This is a genomic window from Streptomyces sp. NPDC046197, assembly GCF_040646295.1.
Classification (GTDB): Bacteria; Actinomycetota; Actinomycetes; order Streptomycetales; family Streptomycetaceae; genus Streptomyces.
Genome location: NZ_JBEYZY010000002.1, coordinates 409,016 through 429,258 on the forward strand (window position 1 = coordinate 409,016; position 20,243 = coordinate 429,258).

Sequence of the window (20,243 nt, forward strand, 5' to 3'; positions counted from 1 at the left end):
CGGCCACCACCACGGAGCCGGCCCTGAAGAACCCGGCCACCACCACGGAGCCGGCCCTGAAGAACCCGGCCACCACCGCTGAACCGGCCCCGAAGAACCCGGCCACCACCACGGAGCCGGCCCTGAAGAACCCGGCCACCACCACGGAGCCGGCCCTGAAGAACCCGGCCACCACCGCTGAACCGGCCCCGAAGACTCACGCCGCCCTCCCGCCGACGCCCGCGGTGGCACCGGTCGTCCCGCCCGGCGGTCCCACCCGCCGCCTCTTCGTCTCCCGCGCCGTCGCCGGGGCTGCCGCGGTGGCCGCCGCCGGGACCGTCGGCTACGGCACGTACGGCGTGCTGCGCGGGCCGCGGGTGAAGCGGGTCACCGTCCCGCTCGCCAAACTCCCGCGTTCCGTGGACGGCTTCCGGATCGCCGTCGTCAGCGACATCCACCTCGGCCCGACCCTGGGCCGCGGCTTCGCGCAGAAGGTCGTCGACACGATCAACACGACCCAGCCCGACCTCATCGCCGTCGTCGGCGACCTGGTGGACGGCAGTGTGAAGGACCTCGGTCCGGCCGCGGCGCCCCTGGCGCAGCTCAGAGCCCGCCACGGCGCCTACTTCGTCACCGGCAACCACGAGTACTTCTCCGGCGCCGAGCAATGGGTCGAGGAAGTGCGGCGGCTCGGCCTGCACCCCCTGGAGAACGCGCGTACCGAACTGCCCGGCTTCGACCTCGCCGGCGTCAACGACCTGCAGGGTCGAAGCGAGGGACAGGGGCCCGACTTCGACCGCGCCCTCGGCGACCGGGACCCGGCACGCGCGTGCGTGCTGCTCGCCCACCAGCCGGTGCAGATCCACGAGGCCGTCCGGCACGGCGTCGACCTCCAGCTCTCCGGCCACACCCACGGCGGCCAGCTGTGGCCCGGCAACCTCATCGCGGCGGCCGCCAACCCGACGGTGGCCGGCCTGGAACGCTACGGCGACACCCAGCTCTACGTGAGCCGGGGCGCCGGCGCATGGGGACCGCCGACCCGCGTGGGCGCGCCCTCCGACATCACGGTGGTGGAGCTGGCCTCCCGCGCGGCCCGGTAACTCTTTCCGCAGATTTATCCACGGATCTTTCATAGACGTATCCGTAGATCTATCCACCGGCTGGGAATCGGCTGTGAAACGAACCGGAAACTTGTTTCCGTAAGTTCTTTTCCTCCTCCCCCAAATGCCCTTCCCAACCCTGAAAAGCCTGTGATTAGGTGTGCGCGCCACTAGGGGAGTGGCTTGTGCGCAGGGCCCGGAAAGGGCCCGGGGAGGGCACCGATGCGCTCGGTTCGCATGCGGATTCTCGCGTCTCTTCTGGTTCTGGCAGGCGTGGGTGTGGGCGGCCGGCAACTGCTGCCGTCGCAGGGGAGCGGCAACAGGACGATCACGGTGGGCACCACGGACGCGGTCACCTCGCTCGATCCCGCGGGCGCCTATGACGCGGGCTCCTGGGCGCTGTACAGCAACGTGTTCCAGTCTCTGCTGACCTTCGAGCCGGACGGTGCGACGCCGGTGCCCGACGCGGCCGAGAGCTGCGGTTTCGACGGTGCCGGACTGCGCACCTACCGCTGTGAACTCCGTGACGGCCTCACCTTTCCCAGTGGCCGCGCGATGACCGCCGAGGACGTGAAGTACTCCTTCGACCGGGTGAAAAAGATCAATTCCAATCTCGGCCCGGCCTCCCTGTTCTCCACCCTCGGCTCGGTGGACGCCGCCGGCATGACCGTCACCTTCCACCTCTCGACGCCGGACGCCACCTTCCCGTTCAAGGTGGCCACCGGAGCGGGCTCCGTCGTCGACCGCACCCGCTACCCCGAGGGCTCCTTACGCACCGGCGACCAGGCCGACGGCACCGGGCCGTACCACCTGGTGACGTACGCCAAGGACAAGCGCGCGGTGCTCAGGCCCAACACCGGGTACAGGGGCGCCGTCTCCGGCACCGGACGGCCGGTCGAGCTGCGCTACTTCGCCGACGCGGACGCGCTGGAGAAGGCCTGGGCGGCGAAGGAGCTGGAGGTCGCCACCCGCACGCTGCCGCCGAAGGCGCTCTCCGAGCTCAACCCGAGCGACCCCAGCCGGCGTGTCTCCGAGTCCGTCAGTTCCCAGACGCGCAACCTCTACCTCAACACGCGTGCCTCCTCACCGCTGCACGATGTCCGGGTACGGCGGGCGCTGGCCGTGCTGATCAACCGCGAGCAGCTGGCCTCCACGGTGTACGACGGCACCGTCGACCCGCTGTACTCGCTGGTCCCGGCGGGCATCACCGGCCACACCACGGCGTTCTTCGACGCCTACCCGGCGCAGGACACCCGGCGGGCCCGGGCGCTGCTCACCGAGGCGGGCGTGCCGGTCCCGGTGCGCTTCACCTACGGCTACGGAAGAGGGCGCGGCGCGGGAGCCGAGGAGGCCGCCGAGCTCAAGCGGCAACTGGAGGCGAGCGGCCTGTTCCAGGTGGACGTCAAGGGTTACGAGTGGACCGACTTCCAGAAGCGGTGGGCTCAGGGCAGGCTCGACGCCTACGCGGTCGGCTGGGTCGCCGACTACCCGGACCCGGACACCTTCGGCGCCCCGCTCGTCGGCACCGGCAGCACGATGAACACCGGCTACAGCAACAAGGCGGTCGACAACCTCATCCTGGACAGCCGGCAGTACGCCGACCGCAGCCGGGTCGACCAGGACTTCCGCGACCTGCAGGCGGACGTGGCCGACGACGTGCCGCTGATCCCGCTGTGGCAGGGCAAGGAGTACGTCGTCAGCAGCGAGGACGTGGGCGGTGGCCAGTACCTGACGGACGGTACGGGCGTCTTCCGGCTGTGGAAGCTCGGCTGGATCTGACCGGATGCGGCGGCCGGGCTTGCGCCGGAGCGAGGGCGGGCGGACACCCAACGGGAGCATGATGTGCGGGAGGTGGGCGCGGGGGGAGGGGCAGCCGTGTTGAGACGCCACTCCTTCCGGCTCCTCCGGCATCCCGCCTCCGTCGGTATCGCCCGGCGCCGGGTGCGCGATCACCTGGCGGACTGGGGTCACCTTCCCGGTGATCCGGGGCTTCAGGCCGCCGTGCTGCTGGTGTCCGAGCTGGCCACCAACGTCGTACGCCACGGGCCGGACGAAAGCTCCTCGCCGGAGCGGGAGTTCGAGGTGGCGGTGACCGCTCTCGCGGACGGCTCGTGCCTGATCGAGGTGTCCGACGAGGGCCTGTTCGAGCCCCGCCTCCGGGCGGTCGGCGAGACCGCGGAGGCCGGCCGCGGCCTCCACCTCGTGGAGCACCTCACCACGGCCTGGGGAGTGTGGAGCCGCGGCGCCCACGGCAAGACCGTGTGGGCCCTGATATCGGCCGGGGGGTAGCACACCGGCCGCCGGGGTGAGCCGGGCTCTCAAGTGGCCTTGTTCCGCCCGGCCTTGAGGATCTCGGCCACGTCGAGGGTGACCTTGGCGCCGATGGAGTCGGGGAGCGTGACGATCTCACCGGGGGCGTGGGGACGGTGGTACTCGTACTTGCCCTCGGTCGGCTCCGCGAGGACGTGAAGACGCTGATGTTTGCGGTCGACGATGACGTAGACGGGGATCTTCGCCTCGGCGTAGGCGGCGACCTTGGTCTTGAGGTCGTCCTTCCAGTTCCCCGAGGTGACCTCCAGGACCAGGCGGAAGCAGACAGGGTCGTACGCGTTGTTCTCGACGACGTGGTCGTCGATGTCGGCGTCCACCACAACGAGGTCGGGGATGGCGTAGTCCTCGGTACCGGTGGGCAGCCAGAGTCCGACGTTCTGGAGGACCTCGGTTTCCCCGTCATCGAGCCCTGCGACGATGAAGGGGCGCATGAGCTTGGTCAATGCGCGAGCGTGGGGCGCATCCGGTGATGGGGTCACGAGGAGGTGGCCTCCGATGATCTCGACGCGGTAGCCCGGATGGCGCTCCATGATCTCGTCGGCGATGGCCGTGAGCGAGAACGGCCGGACGTCGTCGAAGGGCTGCTCGACGGATGCAGCGGACATCGCGTGCCTCCTAGGGGCTGGTGTCGAGAGCATCATCGTAGGCAGCCCGGATGCCAGGTGTCCCGTTCGAACCGCTTCAGCCGAAAGTGATCACTCGTCCCCGTCCTTGACCCGCCGCCCCTTCCCCGCCGGATCCGGCAGTGCCTTCGTCATCCCCGGCAGGAAGTCCGTGAACAGCTCGTGCACCTCGTGGACCAGCGGGCGCAGCACCCGGAAGCGGGCCAGGACGACGCCCCGGGCGGTGAGGCGGGCGCCGCGCTCCGCGAGCCGGTAGCTGCGCTCGCGCCCCGGCGTCCGGTCGAACACCCAGTACAGGACGAGCCCCATCTGCGCGAGCCACATCAACTCGGGCAGGACCTCCCGCAGCTCCGCCGGCACCTTGGTCCTCGCCCCGTACAGCACCTCCTTGTGGACGCTGATGGCCTGCACGCGCGCGTGCTCGGACTCCGGGGAGAAGGGGCTGAGCGGGCTGTCCGGGTCGGCGGCGTTCTTGAAGAACTGCACGGCGAACTCGTGGTACGGCGTGGCGATGTCCAGCCACGTCTTGAGCACCCCCGCGAGCCGTGCCTCCAGGTCGGTCTCCCGGGCCAGGACCTCCCGGACCGCCTCCTGGTGCTCGGCGGCGATCCGGTCGTAGAAGCCCTGGATCAGGTGTTCCTTGCCCGCGAAGTAGTAGTACGCGTTGCCGACGGAGACCCCGGCCTCCTTGGCGATCGCCCGCATCGTGGTCTTGTCGTATCCGCGCTCCTGGAACAGGCGCATCGCCGTCTCCAGGATCAGCGCGCGGGTCTGTTCGGACTTGCTCTGCGGGGCGCCCTCGCCGGGGCCGTCGTTCTTCGCGGGCACGAACCGAGCCTAGTGCCCGGGGTAAACGCTGCCTGCCGGGGCACTAGCCACTGGCGCAGGCGCCATCGTCACAGCCACCGGGTCCGGTGTACGTCCATCCCTGGTGGGGGTCGTACGCCCATCCGTCGCCCCGCCCGTAGGCCCGTCCGCCCCACTGCCCGCCACGCCACTTGGCGGCCGTCAGCACCGCGCCCCTGGCCAGCCGGGCGCCCGCCGGGGTGCTCAGCCGGTGGGCCAGCGGGCGGTGTTCGCGCAGCGCCCACAGGACCACGACCCAGGCGGCGGCACCCCGGTAGACCTGCCCGGCGTCCCCGACGACGGTGACCTCGTCCAGGGTGGCCCGGTGGTCGAGGGCGGCGAAGCGCCGCCGCGCGTGCTCGGAGCCGGCCGGGACCAGTTCCAAGGGCACCAGCTGGGGCTGCTTCACGAGCCAGTCGCGCACGAAGGTGCACAGCGAACACTCGGCGTCGTACAGGACGGTCAGCCCGCGGACCGGGACGCGCACCGCGCCCCGGCCCCGGTCGGCCACGGCCGGCACCGCCTCACGCCCCGGCCGACGGGGCGACCCAGTCCTGCGGCGCGACCGGCGGCACCTGCTCCCGCTCCAGCATGCCGCGCCGCCGGATCCGGTTGAGCACGTACACGTTGCCCAGGTGCATCACGCCGAGGACCAGCAGCACCACGCCGAGCTTGGTCGACAGGGCCTCGAAGATCCCTCGCGTGTCGTCGATGGTCGCGTCGCCACTCAGATACAGGGCGACGAAGCCGAGGTTGACGAGATAGAAGCCGACCACCAGGAGGTGGTTGACGGCGTCGGCGAGCCTGTCGTTGCCGTGCAGTACGTCGGCGAGGAAGACCCGCCCGTTCCGGCTGAGCGTACGGGCCACCCAGATGGTCAGGGCGACGCTGACGAGCAGATAGATGACGTAGGCGATGACCGTGCGGTCCATGTCCCCACCCTTCTTGAACGCGTTCAAAACGCTGTCATGGCTGACTCTAGACCTGTTTTTGAACGCGTTCAACGCGGGATTGGGGGTGCCCGGGGTGACGGCCGTCTCAGGGGCGGCGACCCAGTGCGGGGCGCTTGGTGTAGTCGGTGAAGCCGATGACGTTGCCCCAGGGATCGGCGATCTCGACGGTCCAGCCGGTCGCCCCGGCCGACGGCTCGTCGAGCAGCTCGATGCCGGCCGCCCTCAGCTCGCGCGCGGCGGTCCGGGCGTCCGGCACCTCCAGCCAGAGGCGGGGGGAGGGCCACGGCGGGGTCCGGTGTCCCAGCGCCTCCTCCTTGCGCAGCAGGATCCCCGGTGTCTCGGCCCCCACTTTCAGCAGTGCGATGTCCGCCTCGTCCAGCCGGAACCCCACCGTGAACCCGGCCCGCTCGTAGAACCCCACGGCGTCACCGAGGTCCCCGACGGGCAGCAGCACATTGTCGAACCCGAGCAGTTCGTACGACTCTCTATCTGACATACCGTCAGAGTAGGCCGACCATCGGTCAAAACCGGGGATTGGCCGACCGGGCCGGATCCGTGCATGTCAGTGACACAAGGCGACGGGCCCCGTCTTCGGTGCACACACCGAAGACGGGGCCCAAGTGCCGGGTACGACGAAGGAACTCAGAAGCGGCGCGTGATCAGCGCCCGCTTCACCTCCGCGATCGCCTTCGTGACCTCGATGCCGCGCGGGCAGGCGTCGGTGCAGTTGAAGGTGGTGCGGCAGCGCCAGACGCCGTCCTTGTCGTTGAGGATCTCCAGGCGCTGCTCGGCCGCCTCGTCACGGCTGTCGAAGATGAAGCGGTGTGCGTTGACGATGGCCGCCGGGCCGAAGTACTGCCCGTCGTTCCAGAACACCGGGCAGGAGGAGGTGCAGGCCGCGCACAGGATGCACTTCGTCGTGTCGTCGAAGCGCTCGCGGTCCTCGGCCGACTGCAGCCGCTCCCGGGTGGGCTCGTTCGTGTCCTTCGTGACGAGGAAGGGCATGACGTCCCGGTACGCCTGGAAGAACGGCTCCATGTCCACGACCAGGTCCTTGAGGACCGTCAGGCCCTTGATGGGCTCGATCGTGATCGGCTTCTCGGGGTTGATGTCCTTGATCAGCGTCTTGCAGGCCAGACGGTTCCTGCCGTTGATCCGCATGGCGTCCGAGCCGCAGATGCCGTGGGCGCAGGAGCGGCGGAAGGTCAGCGTGCCGTCCAGGTCCCACTTGATCTTGTGGAGGCCGTCGAGGACGCGCTCCTTGGGGTCGATCTCCAGCTGGAAGTCTTCCCACGTGGCCTCCGCCGAGACCTCCGGGTTGAAGCGGCGGACGCGGAAGGTGACCGTGATGTAGGGGGACGCCGCCGACAGCGCGTCCGCCTCGGCCTTGTCCAGAACGGGGGTTGCCATCAGTACTTACGCTCCATCGGCTGGTAGCGGGTCTGGACGACCGGCTTGTAGTCGAGACGGACGGTTTCCGAGCCGTCGGCGCCGACCTCGCGGTACGCCATCGTGTGCCGCATGAAGTTGACGTCGTCGCGGTTCGGGTAGTCCTCACGGTAGTGACCGCCGCGGGACTCCTTGCGGGCCAGGGCGGAGACCGCCATGACCTCGGCCAGGTCCAGCAGGTTGCCGAGCTCGATGGCCTCGAGCAGGTCGGTGTTGAACCGCTTGCCCTTGTCCTGGATCGCCACGTTCTGGTAGCGCTCCTTGAGCTCGGCGATCTTCTCGACCGCCGTCTTGATCGTCTGCTCGGTGCGGAACACCATGACGTTGGCGTCCATGGTCTCCTGCAGCTCGCGGCGGATGTGCGCCACGCGCTCGGTGCCCGTGGAGGCCCGCAGCCGCTCGATCTGCTCGACCACCAGGGTTTCCGGGTTCTCCGGCAGCTCGACGAAGTCGGCCCGGTCCGCGTACTCGGCGGCCGCGATACCGGCCCGGCGGCCGAACACGTTGATGTCCAGCAGGGAGTTGGTGCCCAGGCGGTTGGCACCGTGCACGGACACGCAGGCGACCTCGCCGGCCGCGTACAGGCCCGGGACGACCGTGGTGTTGTCCGCCAGGACCTCGCCCTCGACGTTCGTCGGGATGCCGCCCATCGCGTAGTGCGCGGTCGGCTGGATCGGGATCGGGTCCGTGTAGGGCTCGATGCCGAGGTACGTCCGCGCGAACTCGGTGATGTCCGGCAGCTTGGCGTCCAGCTGCTCCGGCGGCAGGTGCGTCAGGTCCAGGTAGACGTGGTCGCCCTCGGGACCGCAGCCGCGGCCCTCGCGGATCTCCGTGTAGATGGAGCGGGAGACGACGTCACGGGAGGCGAGGTCCTTCATGACCGGCGCGTACTTCTCCATGAAGCGCTCGCCGTCCTTGTTGCGGAGGATGCCGCCCTCACCGCGCGCACCCTCGGTGAGGAGGATGCCCATGCGCCAGATGCCGGTCGGGTGGAACTGGAAGAACTCCATGTCCTCCAGCGGCAGGCCCCGACGGTAGACGGCGGCCTGACCGTCACCGGTCAGCGTGTGCGCGTTCGACGTCACCTTGAAGAACTTGCCGCAGCCGCCGGAGGCGTAGATCACGGCCTTCGCCTGGAAGATGTGGATCTCGCCGGTGGCCAGCTCGTACGCGACCACACCCGCCGACTTCTTGACGCCGTCGACCTCGGTGATCAGCTGGTCGAGGACGTAGAACTCGTTGTAGAACTCCACGCCCTCCTTGACGCAGTTCTGGTACAGCGTCTGGAGGATCATGTGGCCGGTGCGGTCCGCGGCGTAGCAGGAGCGGCGCACCGGGGCCTCGCCGTGGTTGCGGCTGTGACCGCCGAAGCGGCGCTGGTCGATGGTGCCGTTCGGGGTCCGGTTGAACGGCAGGCCCATCCTCTCCAGGTCGAGGACCGCGTCGATGGCCTCCTTCGCCAGGATCTCGGCGGCGTCCTGGTCGACCAGGTAGTCACCGCCCTTGACCGTGTCGAAGGTGTGCCACTCCCAGTTGTCCTCCTCCACGTTGGCGAGCGCGGCGGCCATGCCGCCCTGCGCGGCGCCCGTGTGGGAGCGGGTGGGGTACAGCTTGGTCAGGACCGCGGTGCGGCTGCGCTTGGTCGCCTCGATGGCGGCACGCATACCGGCGCCACCGGCGCCGACGATGACGGTGTCGTACTTGTGGATCTTCATCAGGAATACCTCGGTCCCGGGGCCTAGCGGATGTTCGGGTCGAAGGTGAAGATCACCAGCGTGCCCAGCAGGATGGTGAACACCGTGGCGGTGTAGAGCAGGCCCTTCAGCCACAGCCGGGTGTTCGCGCGCTCCGCGTAGTCGTTGATGACCGTCCGCAGGCCGTTCGCGCCGTGCAGCATCGCGAGCCACAGCATGGCGAGGTCCCAGACCTGCCACCACGGGGAGGCCCAGCGGCCGGCCACGAAGGCGAAGCCGATCTTGGAGACGCCGCCGTCCAGCACGAGCTGGATCAGCAGGTGGCCGAGGACGAGGACGACCAGCACCACGCCGGACAGGCGCATGAACAGCCAGCCGTACATCTCGAAGTTGCCCCGGGTGGACTTCGGGGTCTTCTTGGTGCGCCGGCGCGGGGCCTCGATGAAGGGCGCCGGGTTGTCGACGCTGTAGCCGGAGGCGCCCTCGACGGGGCCGATACCGGAAGCGGTGGTGTCAGTGGTGGACATACGCGTCAGCTCCCGAACACAGCACGAGCGGCGTGGCCGAGGACGGGGTAGATCGCCCCGAGCATCAGCACGACCCACAGGACGACGACGGTCCACAGCATCTGCTTCTGGTAGCGGGCACCCTTCCACCAGAAGTCGACGGCGATGACACGCAGACCGTTGAGCGCGTGGAAGAGGATGGCGGCGACCAGGCCGTACTCCAGCACGGCGACGATCGGCGTCTTGTACGTGGCTACGACTCTGTCGTAAGCCTCGGGAGAGACACGCACGAGAGCGGTGTCCAGCACATGCACGAACAGGAAGAAGAAGATGAGGACGCCGGTGACTCGGTGAGCCACCCAGGACCACATTCCTTCCCGGCCGCGGTACAGCGTTCCAGCCGGCACGGAAGAACCCTCCGGGAGCGGGGACTAGGGCCGCGCCGGCTTCACTGTCGGTCGGGCCCGGCCGGGTACGGTCCACCGGCCCCCAGCATCGTATCCATGCGCCGCGGCGAGGCTTACGGGGGGCCTACCCATGTGATCAAACTGGCACTCAAAGGGGCACGGACGGGTTAGTGCCGGGAGGCCCCCGGAGCGAAGGTGCATCCGGTACGCCGGGGGCGGCCGCGTTGCGGCTGGTCGCGCCCCGCGGGGGAGTTGCCGACCGACGCGGCCCCGCGCCCGTCCAGGGTGCGGATCAGCCGCCCTCGTGCCAGTCGCCGCAGCTCTTCCGCCGTGACGACCCGTTCTTCTTCCGGATCGTTTGCCAATCGTGATCGGACCGCTGCCAGGAGGCGGTCGAGGGCCTCGTCGGGTGAGGCGTCGTCGAGGCAGATGACGAACACGTGTCCGAAGCGGCTCTCGTAGGCCGCGTGTGCCGCGCGCAGGGCCGTGTGGGCGGCCGAATAGGTGTCCGCCGGCAGCGCCGGCAGCGACTCGCCCGCCAGCGCGTCCGCCAGGTCCTCCGGTGCCAGGTCGTACGCCGCCTCGTCCGCCGCGGCCAGCAGGGCGTCCACGTCCGGGTAGGGGCGGTGGTCCGCGATACGGCGAGCCCAGTGGGAGCTGCGCAGGCAGCTCAGGAGGGTGTGGTGGGCCTCGTCGGCGGAGGCGGTGTTGAAGTGCTCAAGGTTCTGCGCGGGCAGCGTGGGTCCTCGGCGGTGGGAGGTGCGGCGACGCCGCTGTGGACGTGCCGTGTGTGTCGGTGGGGATGCTGTGTGACTTGTGCCGCTACGTTATCGGCAGTGGTCATGACGTGTCCGGGGGATGCCCGGGTTTCACTCCAACGGGAGAGTTTGGGAACGCCCCGTGGACACCGGCCGGGCTGGTAGGCCTTAGGTTGGCGATGTGAGTCAGCGCAGGCACCGCGCCCCGGCGCGGAAGGTGCAACACCGGCAGGCACTGGCCGGCGGCGCGTTCGCCGTGACGATCGGCCTCGGCGTCGGCCTCGGTCTGTGGGCCTCCGGCGGCGACGGATCCCCGGCGGACCCGGCACAGCGCCCGCCGGACGCCCCGTCCGCGGCGAGTGCGAGCCCCACCCGGAGCTACCCCCTGTCACAGGCGCCCCGCACCATCCCGGCGGTGCGCTCCCACACGGCGGCCCGCGGACCCGGCTGGCGCCCGGCGCCCGGCGACCGGGTCGTGGTGAGCGACCCGTCCCTGGCCGACGAGGGGCGTCTGACAGCCGGGGAGCTCGGCCTGTCGTACGCGGGCCGGCAGAACGACGTGCGCGCCGGAGACGTCCAGCTGGCGCTGAGCGGCGGCGAGGGCGGGAACCCGGAGTCGTACACCATGACGGTGCGCGCCGGGCGGGTCACCATCAGCGGACCGGCCGACGCCGGTGTCTTCTACGGCACCCGCACCCTGAAGCAGGAGGTGCACGGCGGTGGTACGGCGCCCGAGGGCGTCGTGCGGGACGAGCCGGCCAAGCCGCGCCGGGGGTTCATGCTGGACATCGCGCGCAAGCCGTACACGGCGTCCTGGATCCAGGACCGCATACGGGAACTCGGAGACCTGAAGTTCAACGAACTGGGTCTGCACTTCTCCGACGACCAGGGCTTCCGCATCGAGTCCGACACGCACCCGGAGGTCGTCTCCGCGAACCATCTGACGAAGGCGCAGGTCAAGCAGATCGTCGACCTGGCCACCAGCCGGCACATCACCGTCGTGCCGGAGATCGACTCGCCCGGCCACCTGGGCGCCGTCATCGCCGCCCACCCCGACCTGCAGCTGCGCAACGCACAGGGCGTGCCGACCCGGGGCGCGCTCGACATCTCCAAGGACGAGTCCGCCTCGATCGTCGACGACCTCCTCGACGAGTACGCCGGACTCTTCCCCGGCGGCTACTGGCACCTCGGCGGCGACGAGTACCAGGCACTGACGGTGAGCGACCCCGAGGCGTCCTACCCGCAGCTGAGCGCCGCCGCGAAGCAGGCCTACGGCCCCGGCGGCACGGTGTCCGACCTCACCACCGGCTGGCTGAACGACCGCGCCGACACCGTCCGCAACCACGGCCGCGCCCCGCGCGCCTGGAACGACGGCTTCCTGCGGAGCACGTCCGTGCAGCCCGCCAAGGACGCCGAGGTCGCCTACTGGACCGGCAAGGAGATCGGCGCCCGGCAGCCGGCCGGGTACCTCGACTCCGGGCGCAAGGTGATCAACTACAACGACGAGTACCTCTACTACGTCCTCGGCGAGCCGCAGACCTTCGTCTATCCCACGGGAGAGCGGATTTACAAACAGTGGACCCCGCGCGTGCTGCGCGGCACCCAGGCGGTGCCCGCCCGGTACGACGCCCAGATCCTCGGCGGCTCCTTCGCGGTGTGGTCCGACCGCGCCGGCGCCCAGACCCAGGACCAGGTGGCCGCCGGTATCCGCATGCCGCTGCGGGCGACCGTCCAGAAGCTGTGGGATCCGGGTCAACCGGCGCTCTCCTGGGCGGCCTTCAAGGCGCTGGCGGACCGGCTGGGCTGACCCTGCGGACCGATGGGTTCGACTGGCCGAAATCTTTTCTTCCGTCTCCACGCTCGACTGTGTGTGTTGCCCGTGTGACACTACCGGGCGGTTGCACGCAGTAAGGGGAAGTGTGGGCTCCGTAAAGGTCGGTGCCCTGGCGAGGGAGGCGTGGATGAGCCTGGTGGAACTGATCGCGCAGGCCGACGAACGCGGCCTGGCTGCCAGCGGACTGGCTTGTTTGGATCGGTGTGTGCCCCTGCTCGGGGGTGACGACGAGGTGCTGCGGCCGCTGTGGGCGAACCTCGCCGACGACTCCGCCGGCGCGGGCGGCGACTGGGCCGAGCGGCTGGAGCAGGCACGCGGAGCGCTGGACGCCGACGCGGGGGACGGTGGCGAGGACGAGGTCGCGCTGCTGGCACGCCGCATGCTCGCCGCCGCGCCCACCGCCCGGGACACCACCGAGGTGCGGGCGTGGGCCGACGCCTGCTCCGTCGCCTCGCTGCAGATCCACCGGCTGCTCGACCCGTCCGAGGACGCGGCCTCGGTCGACTCCCGCCGTGCCGGGGGTACGGAGGGCATGTCCCCGCTCGTCGCCGCCGAGCTGCGGCGCCAGATCACCGTCCTCGAACTCCTCGCCGGTCACGGTCCGGCCGGAGTCCGCCAGGCGCTGGAGGTGTCGACGGAGGGACGCCGGGTCCTGCGCGCGGTGGTCTCACGCCGGGCCCGGCTGGCCTGACGCCCGCCGCCTGCCGGAAGGCCGGGCCGAACCACGCTTCCGAAAGGGTCCTGTGACCGTCCTGCGCGCGCGGTGGGGTGGTCCTGCGCCGGTTGTGGGAAGCCGTCCGATCCGCGTGACGAAAACGCCGTCGACCTCGCTCTTTCCCATGTGACAGCGCAGGAAGTGACGACACAGCAGCAGACCAGGCCGCACGCCGCCACCAAGCCGGTGCGGTGGGCGGCGGACTCCGTGGCGGCGATGCGCGAGGGCGCCCGGCTGCGCCTGGACTACTCGGCGCAGAGCCTGTGGCGCGTCGACCGGGTGATCGACGAGATACGCGGCGAGGGCACGCCGTACGACGCGGTGAAGAGCGTGCTGCGCGGCTTCGGGGCCTATGCGGGTGAGGTGATCGTCCGGCAGGCCGGGGGCGAGTGGTGGGCGACCGGTGGCGAGCACTGGGTCCGCACACCCGACGGGCGGCTGTGGGACCCGATCGAGGAGGCGCGGCGCTGTTTCGCGGGGCAAGGGTCCCTGCGCCTGCTGTGCCGGGACGCCGTGGGCGCGGCCCGGGACCGAGGCCAAGGCGGCGCTGACAGGCAGTGACACTTATGTGGGGCCCGACGCAGATGACCGTGGGGGGCGTGCACATGGCCGGTGGTGCCGCGCGGTGCGCACGTCTGGGACTCGCTACGGACGAGGACGGTTCTTGGGCCAGGGAGGGGAACCCCGCCGCGCAAAGGCGTACGACGGGCAGCTGGGTGCGGCCGTCGCGCGGGCCCAGGAGGGGGACGAGGACGCCTTCGCGGTCGCGTACCGGATCGTGCAGCCCGGACTGCTCGGGTATCTGCGCGGACTCGTCGGCGACGAGGCGGAGGACGTGGCGTCCGACGCCTGGCTGGAGATCGCCCGGGACCTGGGGCGGTTCCGGGGCGACGGAGCGGGCTTTCGCGGCTGGACGGCGACCATCGCCCGGCACCGGGCCCTCGACCACCTGCGCCGGCAGCGGGTCCGGCCACTCGGAACGGCTCTCGAACAGGACGTCATCGACCTGCCCGCCCCGCACAGCACCCACGAGCAGGCCATGGAGGCCCTGACCACCGAGCGCGCTCTGGCCCTGGTCCGCGCTCTGCCCCGCGACCAGGCCGAGGCCGTGCTGCTCCGCGTCGTCGTGGGGCTGGACGGCCCCGCCGCCGCCCGCGTGCTCGGCAAGCGGCCGGGCGCGGTGCGCACGGCGGCCCACCGGGGGCTGAAGCGGCTGGCCCGGGAACTCGGCGCCGACGGTGTGGCGGAAGCGGGTTCGCGGGCGCCGGGGGAGTCGACGTGAGGGGGCGAGGGTGACGTGTCGCGGGGACCGGGACGAACGGACATGGCTGAAGCGCGGGGCGGCAGCAGCGGCGTCGAGGCGCGCCCTGTGCCCCGGCACGGTCGATCCCGAGAGGGAGCGACGGGCGGTGGCGGCCTTCCGGGCCGCCCGGGCGGCGGAGGCGCGCCGGACCAAGGGCCGGCACCGGGACGACCGGCAGTCCCGGCCCGGGCGGCGGAGGCGCGCCGGACCAAGGGCCGGCACCGGGACGACCGGCAGTCCCGGCCCGGGCGGCGTCCGGGGCGCTCGGTCCGGACCACGGCGGCCCTGGTCCTCGGTGGTCTCACACTGAGCGGAGCCGCGGTCGAGGCGGCCGGCCCCTCCCATGCCTCCCATGCCTCCCCGACCCCGCGCGGCCACACGCACCACCACCTGGCCCACGGCGCACCGCAGCGACCGGCGGCCACGGGGCAGGATGAAGCCGGCGAACCCGGCAGGTCGCCCGATGCCCCGGTAAGAAGACCATCAGGAACGGGCCAGAGCGGGAAAGGCCGAAGGCGGGACCGCCAAGAGCGGAAAGAAGGCCGGGAAGGCCCGGGGGAAGTCCGGCAAGCAGTCCGCGAAGCCCCGGCACCCGGCCGCACAGCAGTCCGAGAAGGGTCGGCACAAGACAGCGGAACCCGGCAAGCAGCAGGTCAGGGGCAGGTGGCGGCCCGCCGCCGACCCGCCGAGGCAACGGCCGGGGCCGCCACCCCCCACAGGAGAGGCCCCGGCCGTCGCGCGGTACGGGCCGCGCGGCGGCCCGTACTTCCTACAGCGCCGGGTGTGCGTTTTCTGTCACACCTCACCTCCACCTCAGTTAGTTGCACGTTGTACGGTCATGGACGGCGAGCGGTTTCACGCCGTAACGTGCCTTTCGCGCCGGGCGGGGAAGACGCATGATCGCCGCAACCAACGGCGGCCTCGGGGCCGCGAGGATCGACTGAGGAACCACGGGTGCTGGGGGACGACGCGGAGCTGACCGCCGCGGTGCTTGCGGCACAGGACGGGAACGAGACTGCGTTCCGGACTGTGTACCGCACCGTGCACCCGCGGCTGCTCGGATACGTACGCACGCTGGTCGGCGACCCGGACGCGGAGGACGTGGCGTCCGAGGCCTGGCTGCAGATAGCCCGCGACCTGGATCGCTTCAGCGGCGACGCCGACCGGTTCCGTGGCTGGGCCGCCCGGATCGCCCGCAACCGCGCACTGGACCACATACGCATGCGCGGCCGCCGGCCCGCGATCGGCGGCGATGAAACGGAACTGACCGGCAAGGCGGCGGAGTCCGACACCGCGGGCGAGGCCATGGAGGCCCTCGCCACCGACAACACCCTCTCGCTGATCGCCCAGCTGCCTCAGGACCAGGCAGAGGCCGTCGTGTTGCGCGTGGTCGTGGGCCTCGACGCGAAGACCGCCGCCGAGACGCTCGGCAAGCGGCCCGGCGCCGTGCGCACCGCGGCGCACCGCGGCCTGAAGCGGCTCGCGGAGCTGCTCGGCGGCGATCCGGAACCGGGCGGCGGGCTCGATGCGCTGCCGCCGCCCAGAGAACCGCAGGGCCGTGCGGTGACGTCCGCCGGTGTGACGCATATGCGCGCCCGGACGCAGAAGGACATGTGATGGCCGACGAGTAGTACAGGTGGCTGGACCGCGATACGGCGGAGCGACTGCTGCGCGGGGAGCCACTTGAAACCGTCGGTGACGCCGCCGGTGACCAGGCACAACGACTCGCCGAGGCGCTGAACGCCCTGTCCGCCGGCCCCTCTCCCGCCGGTGCCGAACTCCCCGGTGAGGCGGCCGCGCTGGCCGCGTTCCGCAAGGCCCGTGCTCAGTGGGCCGATGCCGGAGCGGAGTTCGCTGTGCCCGAGCGTGCCCGTTCCGCCGACGCCGGACTCTTCCGTATCGGCGCCCACGCCTCCGGCGCCCGGCGTCCCGGCCGGCTGCGCCCCGTACGCCTCGCGGTGTCCGCCGCACTGGCCGCCGGTGCGGTCGGCGGCGTCGCCGCCGCGGCCACGACCGGCGTGCTGCCGACTCCGTTCGGCGGTGACAAGCCTGCCCCCGGGGCCTCCGTCACGGCCCCGGCGTCACCCGACCGCCCGCTGGTCTCGCCCTCGACGGGCGGCGGCCCGGGCGGCCGTTCCGGTGTGCCGACGCCCGGCAGTACCACCGGCGGTTCGTCCGACGGCGATGCCCGCGACAACGCACGCGACGGTGCGACCCCCGGCCAGGACCCGACGGGTGGCCCCGGCGACCGGTCGGCCGCGGTCGGCGGCGGGTGGAAGCGGCTGGCCTCGGCCTGCCGCGACCTGCGCGACGGCAAGGGCCTCGACTTCGACCGCAAGCGCGTCCTGAACGGGGCGGCGGGCGGCTCCTCCCGCGTGTGGACGTACTGCAAGGGCCTGCTGAAGGCGGCCGAGGGCGGCTCCGGGGACGACGCCGGCAGGGGCCAGGGCGAGGGCGGCGGTCAGGACGGCCACGGCCAGGGCGACCAGGGCGGCCGGGGAGACCAGGGCGGCGACGACGGCACCCACATAGGCGGAGGCCACCCCGGGAAGGGCATCGGCATGCCCCCGGTCCTCGGCCCGCTGCTGCCGAAGACGGGGCCCGTGCCCGTCGGCGTGTCGTCGCCGCACCCGTACAGCGCGCTGTGACCCCGCGAAAACCGCGCCGTCACCGTCCCGGTCGGCTTCCCGCGCGCCCCCAGACCCTCTTCTCGCGCCCCTGACCTGCGGTTTTGTGGTCGGAGAAAATTTCTCGGCGTGGGGTGTGACGTTTTCGGCCGCCGTGGCGCAGTAATGAGTGAGCCGACTGGTCATCGGCCGTCGCACAGAGCCGGGGTTCCCCCCGTACCCACGGCTCGTGCATCAGGCGCGGGCGGGACACGTTCCCCCGGTCCCGCCCGCGCCCCAACTCATCTCCTTCTCGGCTTCTCGACGCAGCGCGTCACCAGTACACGACGACCTGGTCGCCGACCCTCACCCGTGCGAAGAGCAGAGCGATCGCCGCCTCGTCCCGCACGTTGACGCAGCCGTGCGAGCCGCCGGCGTAACCGCGGGCCGCGAAGTCGTAGGAGTAGTGCACGGCCTGGCCGCCGCTGAAGAACATCGCGTAGGGCATGGGGGAGTGATAGAGCGTCGAGACGTGGTGGCGGGACTTCCAGTAGACCTGGAACACGCCCTCCCGGGTGGGCGTGTACTGCGCGCCGAAGCGCACCGCCATCGTCGACAGCGTCCGCCCGCCGACCATCCAGCGCAGTGTCCGGCTGGTCTTGTCGATGCACAGCACCCGGCCGGTCAGGCAGCGCGGGTCCGGGGCGCCGGCGGGCTGTCCGCCCATCAGGTACAGCTCCCAGGTGCCCGGCTCGTGCGTCATCCCCAGCAGCCGCTGCCAGGTCACGGTGTCGGTCCGGCCCGTCCGCGGCAGGCCGCGCTTGCCCTGGAAGCCGCCGACGGCCTGTTCCGTCAGGTCGTCGTACGTCCCGGTCGGGCCGTCGAACAGCCAGCCGATCTGGCGCAGCCGGGCCTGGAGTTCGCGGACGTCACGACCGGTGTCACCGCGCGACCACAGCACCTGCGCCTCGACCTGGCCCGGGGCCGTGCCCGGAGCCGTGCTCCGGGCCGTGCCCGGACCCGTGCCCGGTCGGCCGTCGGTGGGTGCCCGGCTCGCGGGCGACCCGGTGGACGGGAGCTCGATGTGCACCGGCGAGTGGTGGCGGCCGCCCGGATCCGGGGGCTGCACCGTGCAGCCGCACAGTGCGCTCAGCGCGACGGCCGCGGCGACAGCGGTCGATCTCCTCATGCCCCCGATACGCATACCGCCCCCCGCCGTCTCACCGGTGCCCGGGTCCAGCCGCAGTCCGGTCGCACCCGAGACGTCTCCCGCACTCCGGATGTCTCTCGCACCCCGGATGTCTCCCCACGCGTGACGGGCGGCGAACCGCGCGGCAGGGTGGGAAACACAAGGGAGAACCGGTCTGTGAGCAAGGTCCCAGCGTGGGGCACTCCACCCGGCGCACGGCCACCGCTACAGTCCGTGGCGAGGGTCGGCGGTACCGGCGAGTAACTGGCGAGTAATCGAGAACGCGGAGGCACACACCATGGCGCGCGAGTCGGAGTCCGGGCTGCCCATCGAGCCGGTCTACGGACCGGACGCCCTGGAGGGCTGGGACCCGGCCGGGAAGCTGGGCGAGCCCGGGTCGTACCCCTTCACCCGCGGTGTGTACCCGTCGATGTACACGGGCCGGCCGTGGACGATGCGCCAGTACGCCGGTTTCGGCACGGCGGTGGAGTCCAACGCCCGCTACAAGCAGCTGATCGCCAACGGCACGATGGGTCTGTCGGTGGCCTTCGACCTGCCCACCCAGATGGGCCACGACTCCGACGCCCCCATCGCGCACGGCGAGGTCGGCAAGGTCGGTGTGGCCATCGACTCGATCGACGACATGCGGGTGCTGTTCGGCGGCATCCCGCTGGACAAGGTCTCGACGTCGATGACCATCAACGCCCCGGCCGCACTGCTGCTGCTCCTGTACCAGCTGGTGGGGGAGGAGCAGGGGGTCCCGGCCGACCGGCTCACCGGCACGATCCAGAACGACGTGCTGAAGGAGTACATCGCGCGCGGGACGTACATCTTCCCGCCCAAGCCCTCGCTGCGCCTGATCGCCGACATCTTCAAGTACTGCAAGGCCGAGATCCCGAAGTGGAACACCATCTCGATCTCCGGCTACCACATGGCGGAGGCGGGCGCCTCCCCCGTGCAGGAGATCGCCTTCACGCTGGCCGACGGCATCGAATACGTCCGTACGGCGGTCGCGGCCGGGATGGACGTCGACGACTTCGCGCCCCGCCTGTCCTTCTTCTTCGTCGCCCGGACGACGATCCTGGAGGAGGTCGCCAAGTTCCGTGCGGCCCGCCGGATCTGGGCGCGGGTGATGCGGGAGGAGTTCGGCGCGAAGAACCCCAAGTCGCAGATGCTGCGCTTCCACACGCAGACGGCGGGTGTGCAGCTGACCGCCCAGCAGCCCGAGGTGAACCTGGTCCGGGTCGCGGTCCAGGGCCTGGGGGCGGTGCTCGGCGGCACCCAGTCCCTGCACACCAACTCCTTCGACGAGGCGATCGCGCTCCCCACCGACAAGAGCGCGCGGCTCGCCCTGCGCACCCAGCAGGTCCTGGCCTACGAGACGGACGTGACCGCGACGGTGGACCCGTTCGCCGGGTCCTACGTCATCGAGAAGATGACCGACGACGTCGAGGCGGCCGCCGTGGAACTGATGCGGAAGGTCGAGGATCTCGGCGGCGCGGTGTCGGCCATCGAGCACGGTTTCCAGAAGCAGGAGATCGAGCGCAGCGCGTACCGGATCGCCCAGGAGACCGACTCCGGCGAGCGGGTGGTCGTGGGCGTCAACCGCTTCCAGCTGGACGAGGAGGAGCCGTACGAGCCGCTCCGCGTGGACCCGGCCATCGAGGCCCAGCAGGCAGAGCGCCTGGCGAAGCTGCGCGCCGGGCGCGACCAGGCGGCGGTGGACTCGGCGCTGGAGTCCCTGAAGAAGGCCGCCCAGGGCGAGGACAACGTCCTGTACCCGATGAAGGACGCCCTGAAGGCCCGGGCGACGGTGGGCGAGGTGTGCAACGCGCTGCGGGACGTCTGGGGGAACTACGTGCCCTCCGACGCCTTCTGAGCTGGGCAATTCGTCCGTACGGGTGATCGGGGGCGGAAGTCGCACGTCCCCGGCTACTCTCGTGGAGGGTG

At 71.2% G+C, this 20,243-nt stretch carries 21 protein-coding genes; 10 read left to right on the forward strand and 11 right to left on the reverse strand.

Annotated elements, in window-relative coordinates; all coding sequences use genetic code 11:
* From AB0A61_RS04585 to AB0A61_RS04595, 3 genes are all read left to right on the forward strand, one after another.
* Positions 1–1,079: metallophosphoesterase (locus tag AB0A61_RS04585; RefSeq protein WP_361285917.1), on the forward strand; the 1,079-nt coding region annotated here is incomplete at its 5' end.
* A 222-nt stretch (positions 1,080–1,301) separates the two neighbouring features.
* Positions 1,302–2,858, forward strand: a complete 1,557-nt coding sequence (locus tag AB0A61_RS04590; protein WP_361285920.1) for an ABC transporter substrate-binding protein — start codon at positions 1,302–1,304, stop codon at positions 2,856–2,858.
* A 96-nt stretch (positions 2,859–2,954) separates the two neighbouring features.
* On the forward strand, positions 2,955–3,368 hold the full coding sequence (locus tag AB0A61_RS04595; protein WP_361285923.1) for an ATP-binding protein: 414 nt from the start codon (positions 2,955–2,957) through the stop codon (positions 3,366–3,368).
* Positions 3,369–3,397: 29 nt separating this feature from the next.
* Here the strand turns inward: AB0A61_RS04595 and AB0A61_RS04600 are convergent, their stop codons facing one another.
* The 10 genes from AB0A61_RS04600 to AB0A61_RS04645 form a co-directional block, all read right to left on the reverse strand.
* On the reverse strand, positions 3,398–4,015 hold the full coding sequence (locus tag AB0A61_RS04600) for a Uma2 family endonuclease (protein WP_361285926.1): 618 nt from the start codon (positions 4,013–4,015) through the stop codon (positions 3,398–3,400).
* 90 nt (positions 4,016–4,105) lie between these two features.
* Positions 4,106–4,861, reverse strand: a complete 756-nt coding sequence (locus AB0A61_RS04605) for a TetR family transcriptional regulator (RefSeq protein ID WP_361285929.1) — start codon at positions 4,859–4,861, stop codon at positions 4,106–4,108.
* A gap of 43 nt (positions 4,862–4,904) precedes the next feature.
* Positions 4,905–5,390: a DCC1-like thiol-disulfide oxidoreductase family protein gene (locus tag AB0A61_RS04610; protein WP_361285932.1), complete on the reverse strand. Its 486-nt coding sequence runs from the start codon at positions 5,388–5,390 to the stop codon at positions 4,905–4,907.
* Positions 5,391–5,403: 13 nt separating this feature from the next.
* A complete protein-coding gene (locus AB0A61_RS04615; protein ID WP_361285935.1) occupies positions 5,404–5,811 on the reverse strand; it encodes a hypothetical protein in 408 nt (135 codons plus the stop codon).
* A 106-nt stretch (positions 5,812–5,917) separates the two neighbouring features.
* Positions 5,918–6,328, reverse strand: coding sequence for a VOC family protein (locus tag AB0A61_RS04620; RefSeq protein ID WP_361285938.1), 411 nt, complete (start codon positions 6,326–6,328; stop codon positions 5,918–5,920).
* Positions 6,329–6,474: 146 nt separating this feature from the next.
* Entirely contained in the window at positions 6,475–7,242 is a 768-nt protein-coding gene (locus AB0A61_RS04625) for a succinate dehydrogenase iron-sulfur subunit (RefSeq protein WP_361285941.1), read from the reverse strand.
* Positions 7,242–8,996 carry a succinate dehydrogenase flavoprotein subunit gene (gene sdhA, locus AB0A61_RS04630; RefSeq protein WP_361285944.1) on the reverse strand — a complete coding sequence of 585 codons (1,755 nt, stop codon included), beginning with the start codon at positions 8,994–8,996 and terminating at the stop codon, positions 7,242–7,244. The genes AB0A61_RS04625 and sdhA overlap by 1 nt, the downstream gene beginning before the upstream one ends.
* 23 nt (positions 8,997–9,019) lie before the next feature.
* Complete coding sequence (locus AB0A61_RS04635) at positions 9,020–9,502, reverse strand: succinate dehydrogenase hydrophobic membrane anchor subunit (protein WP_361285947.1); 483 nt, start codon at positions 9,500–9,502, stop codon at positions 9,020–9,022.
* Between the two features lie 5 nt (positions 9,503–9,507).
* Positions 9,508–9,888: a succinate dehydrogenase, cytochrome b556 subunit gene (gene sdhC / locus AB0A61_RS04640; protein ID WP_361285950.1), complete on the reverse strand. Its 381-nt coding sequence runs from the start codon at positions 9,886–9,888 to the stop codon at positions 9,508–9,510.
* 167 nt (positions 9,889–10,055) lie between these two features.
* On the reverse strand, positions 10,056–10,625 hold the full coding sequence (locus AB0A61_RS04645) for a 2-oxo-4-hydroxy-4-carboxy-5-ureidoimidazoline decarboxylase (RefSeq protein WP_361286254.1): 570 nt from the start codon (positions 10,623–10,625) through the stop codon (positions 10,056–10,058).
* Between the two features lie 238 nt (positions 10,626–10,863).
* Between AB0A61_RS04645 and AB0A61_RS04650 the strand changes: the two genes are divergently transcribed.
* The 6 genes from AB0A61_RS04650 to AB0A61_RS04675 all read left to right on the forward strand — a co-directional run bounded on the left by AB0A61_RS04650 (position 10,864) and on the right by AB0A61_RS04675 (position 17,146).
* Positions 10,864–12,453, forward strand: a complete 1,590-nt coding sequence (locus tag AB0A61_RS04650) for a glycoside hydrolase family 20 protein (RefSeq protein ID WP_361286256.1) — start codon at positions 10,864–10,866, stop codon at positions 12,451–12,453.
* Between the two features lie 154 nt (positions 12,454–12,607).
* Complete coding sequence (locus AB0A61_RS04655; protein ID WP_361285953.1) at positions 12,608–13,171, forward strand: hypothetical protein; 564 nt, start codon at positions 12,608–12,610, stop codon at positions 13,169–13,171.
* Positions 13,172–13,336: 165 nt separating this feature from the next.
* Positions 13,337–13,756 (forward strand): hypothetical protein, encoded by a 420-nt coding sequence (locus AB0A61_RS04660; protein ID WP_361285956.1) that lies wholly within the window; start codon positions 13,337–13,339, stop codon positions 13,754–13,756.
* A gap of 103 nt (positions 13,757–13,859) precedes the next feature.
* Positions 13,860–14,477 (forward strand): RNA polymerase sigma factor, encoded by a 618-nt coding sequence (locus AB0A61_RS04665; RefSeq protein ID WP_361285959.1) that lies wholly within the window; start codon positions 13,860–13,862, stop codon positions 14,475–14,477.
* 975 nt (positions 14,478–15,452) lie between these two features.
* Positions 15,453–16,115, forward strand: a complete 663-nt coding sequence (locus AB0A61_RS04670; RefSeq protein WP_361285962.1) for an RNA polymerase sigma factor — start codon at positions 15,453–15,455, stop codon at positions 16,113–16,115.
* A 239-nt stretch (positions 16,116–16,354) separates the two neighbouring features.
* Positions 16,355–17,146, forward strand: coding sequence for a hypothetical protein (locus AB0A61_RS04675; RefSeq protein ID WP_361285965.1), 792 nt, complete (start codon positions 16,355–16,357; stop codon positions 17,144–17,146).
* Between the two features lie 292 nt (positions 17,147–17,438).
* Here AB0A61_RS04675 and AB0A61_RS04680 read toward each other — a convergent pair whose 3' ends face one another.
* The gene (locus tag AB0A61_RS04680; protein ID WP_361285967.1) at positions 17,439–18,308 is read right to left on the reverse strand and encodes a L,D-transpeptidase family protein; all 870 of its coding nucleotides are present in this window, start codon (positions 18,306–18,308) and stop codon (positions 17,439–17,441) included.
* A 283-nt stretch (positions 18,309–18,591) separates the two neighbouring features.
* On the opposite strand from AB0A61_RS04680, the gene AB0A61_RS04685 reads away from it, so the two are divergent.
* Positions 18,592–20,172, forward strand: a complete 1,581-nt coding sequence (locus AB0A61_RS04685; protein ID WP_361285970.1) for a methylmalonyl-CoA mutase family protein — start codon at positions 18,592–18,594, stop codon at positions 20,170–20,172.
* Positions 20,173–20,243 lie beyond the last annotated feature (71 nt).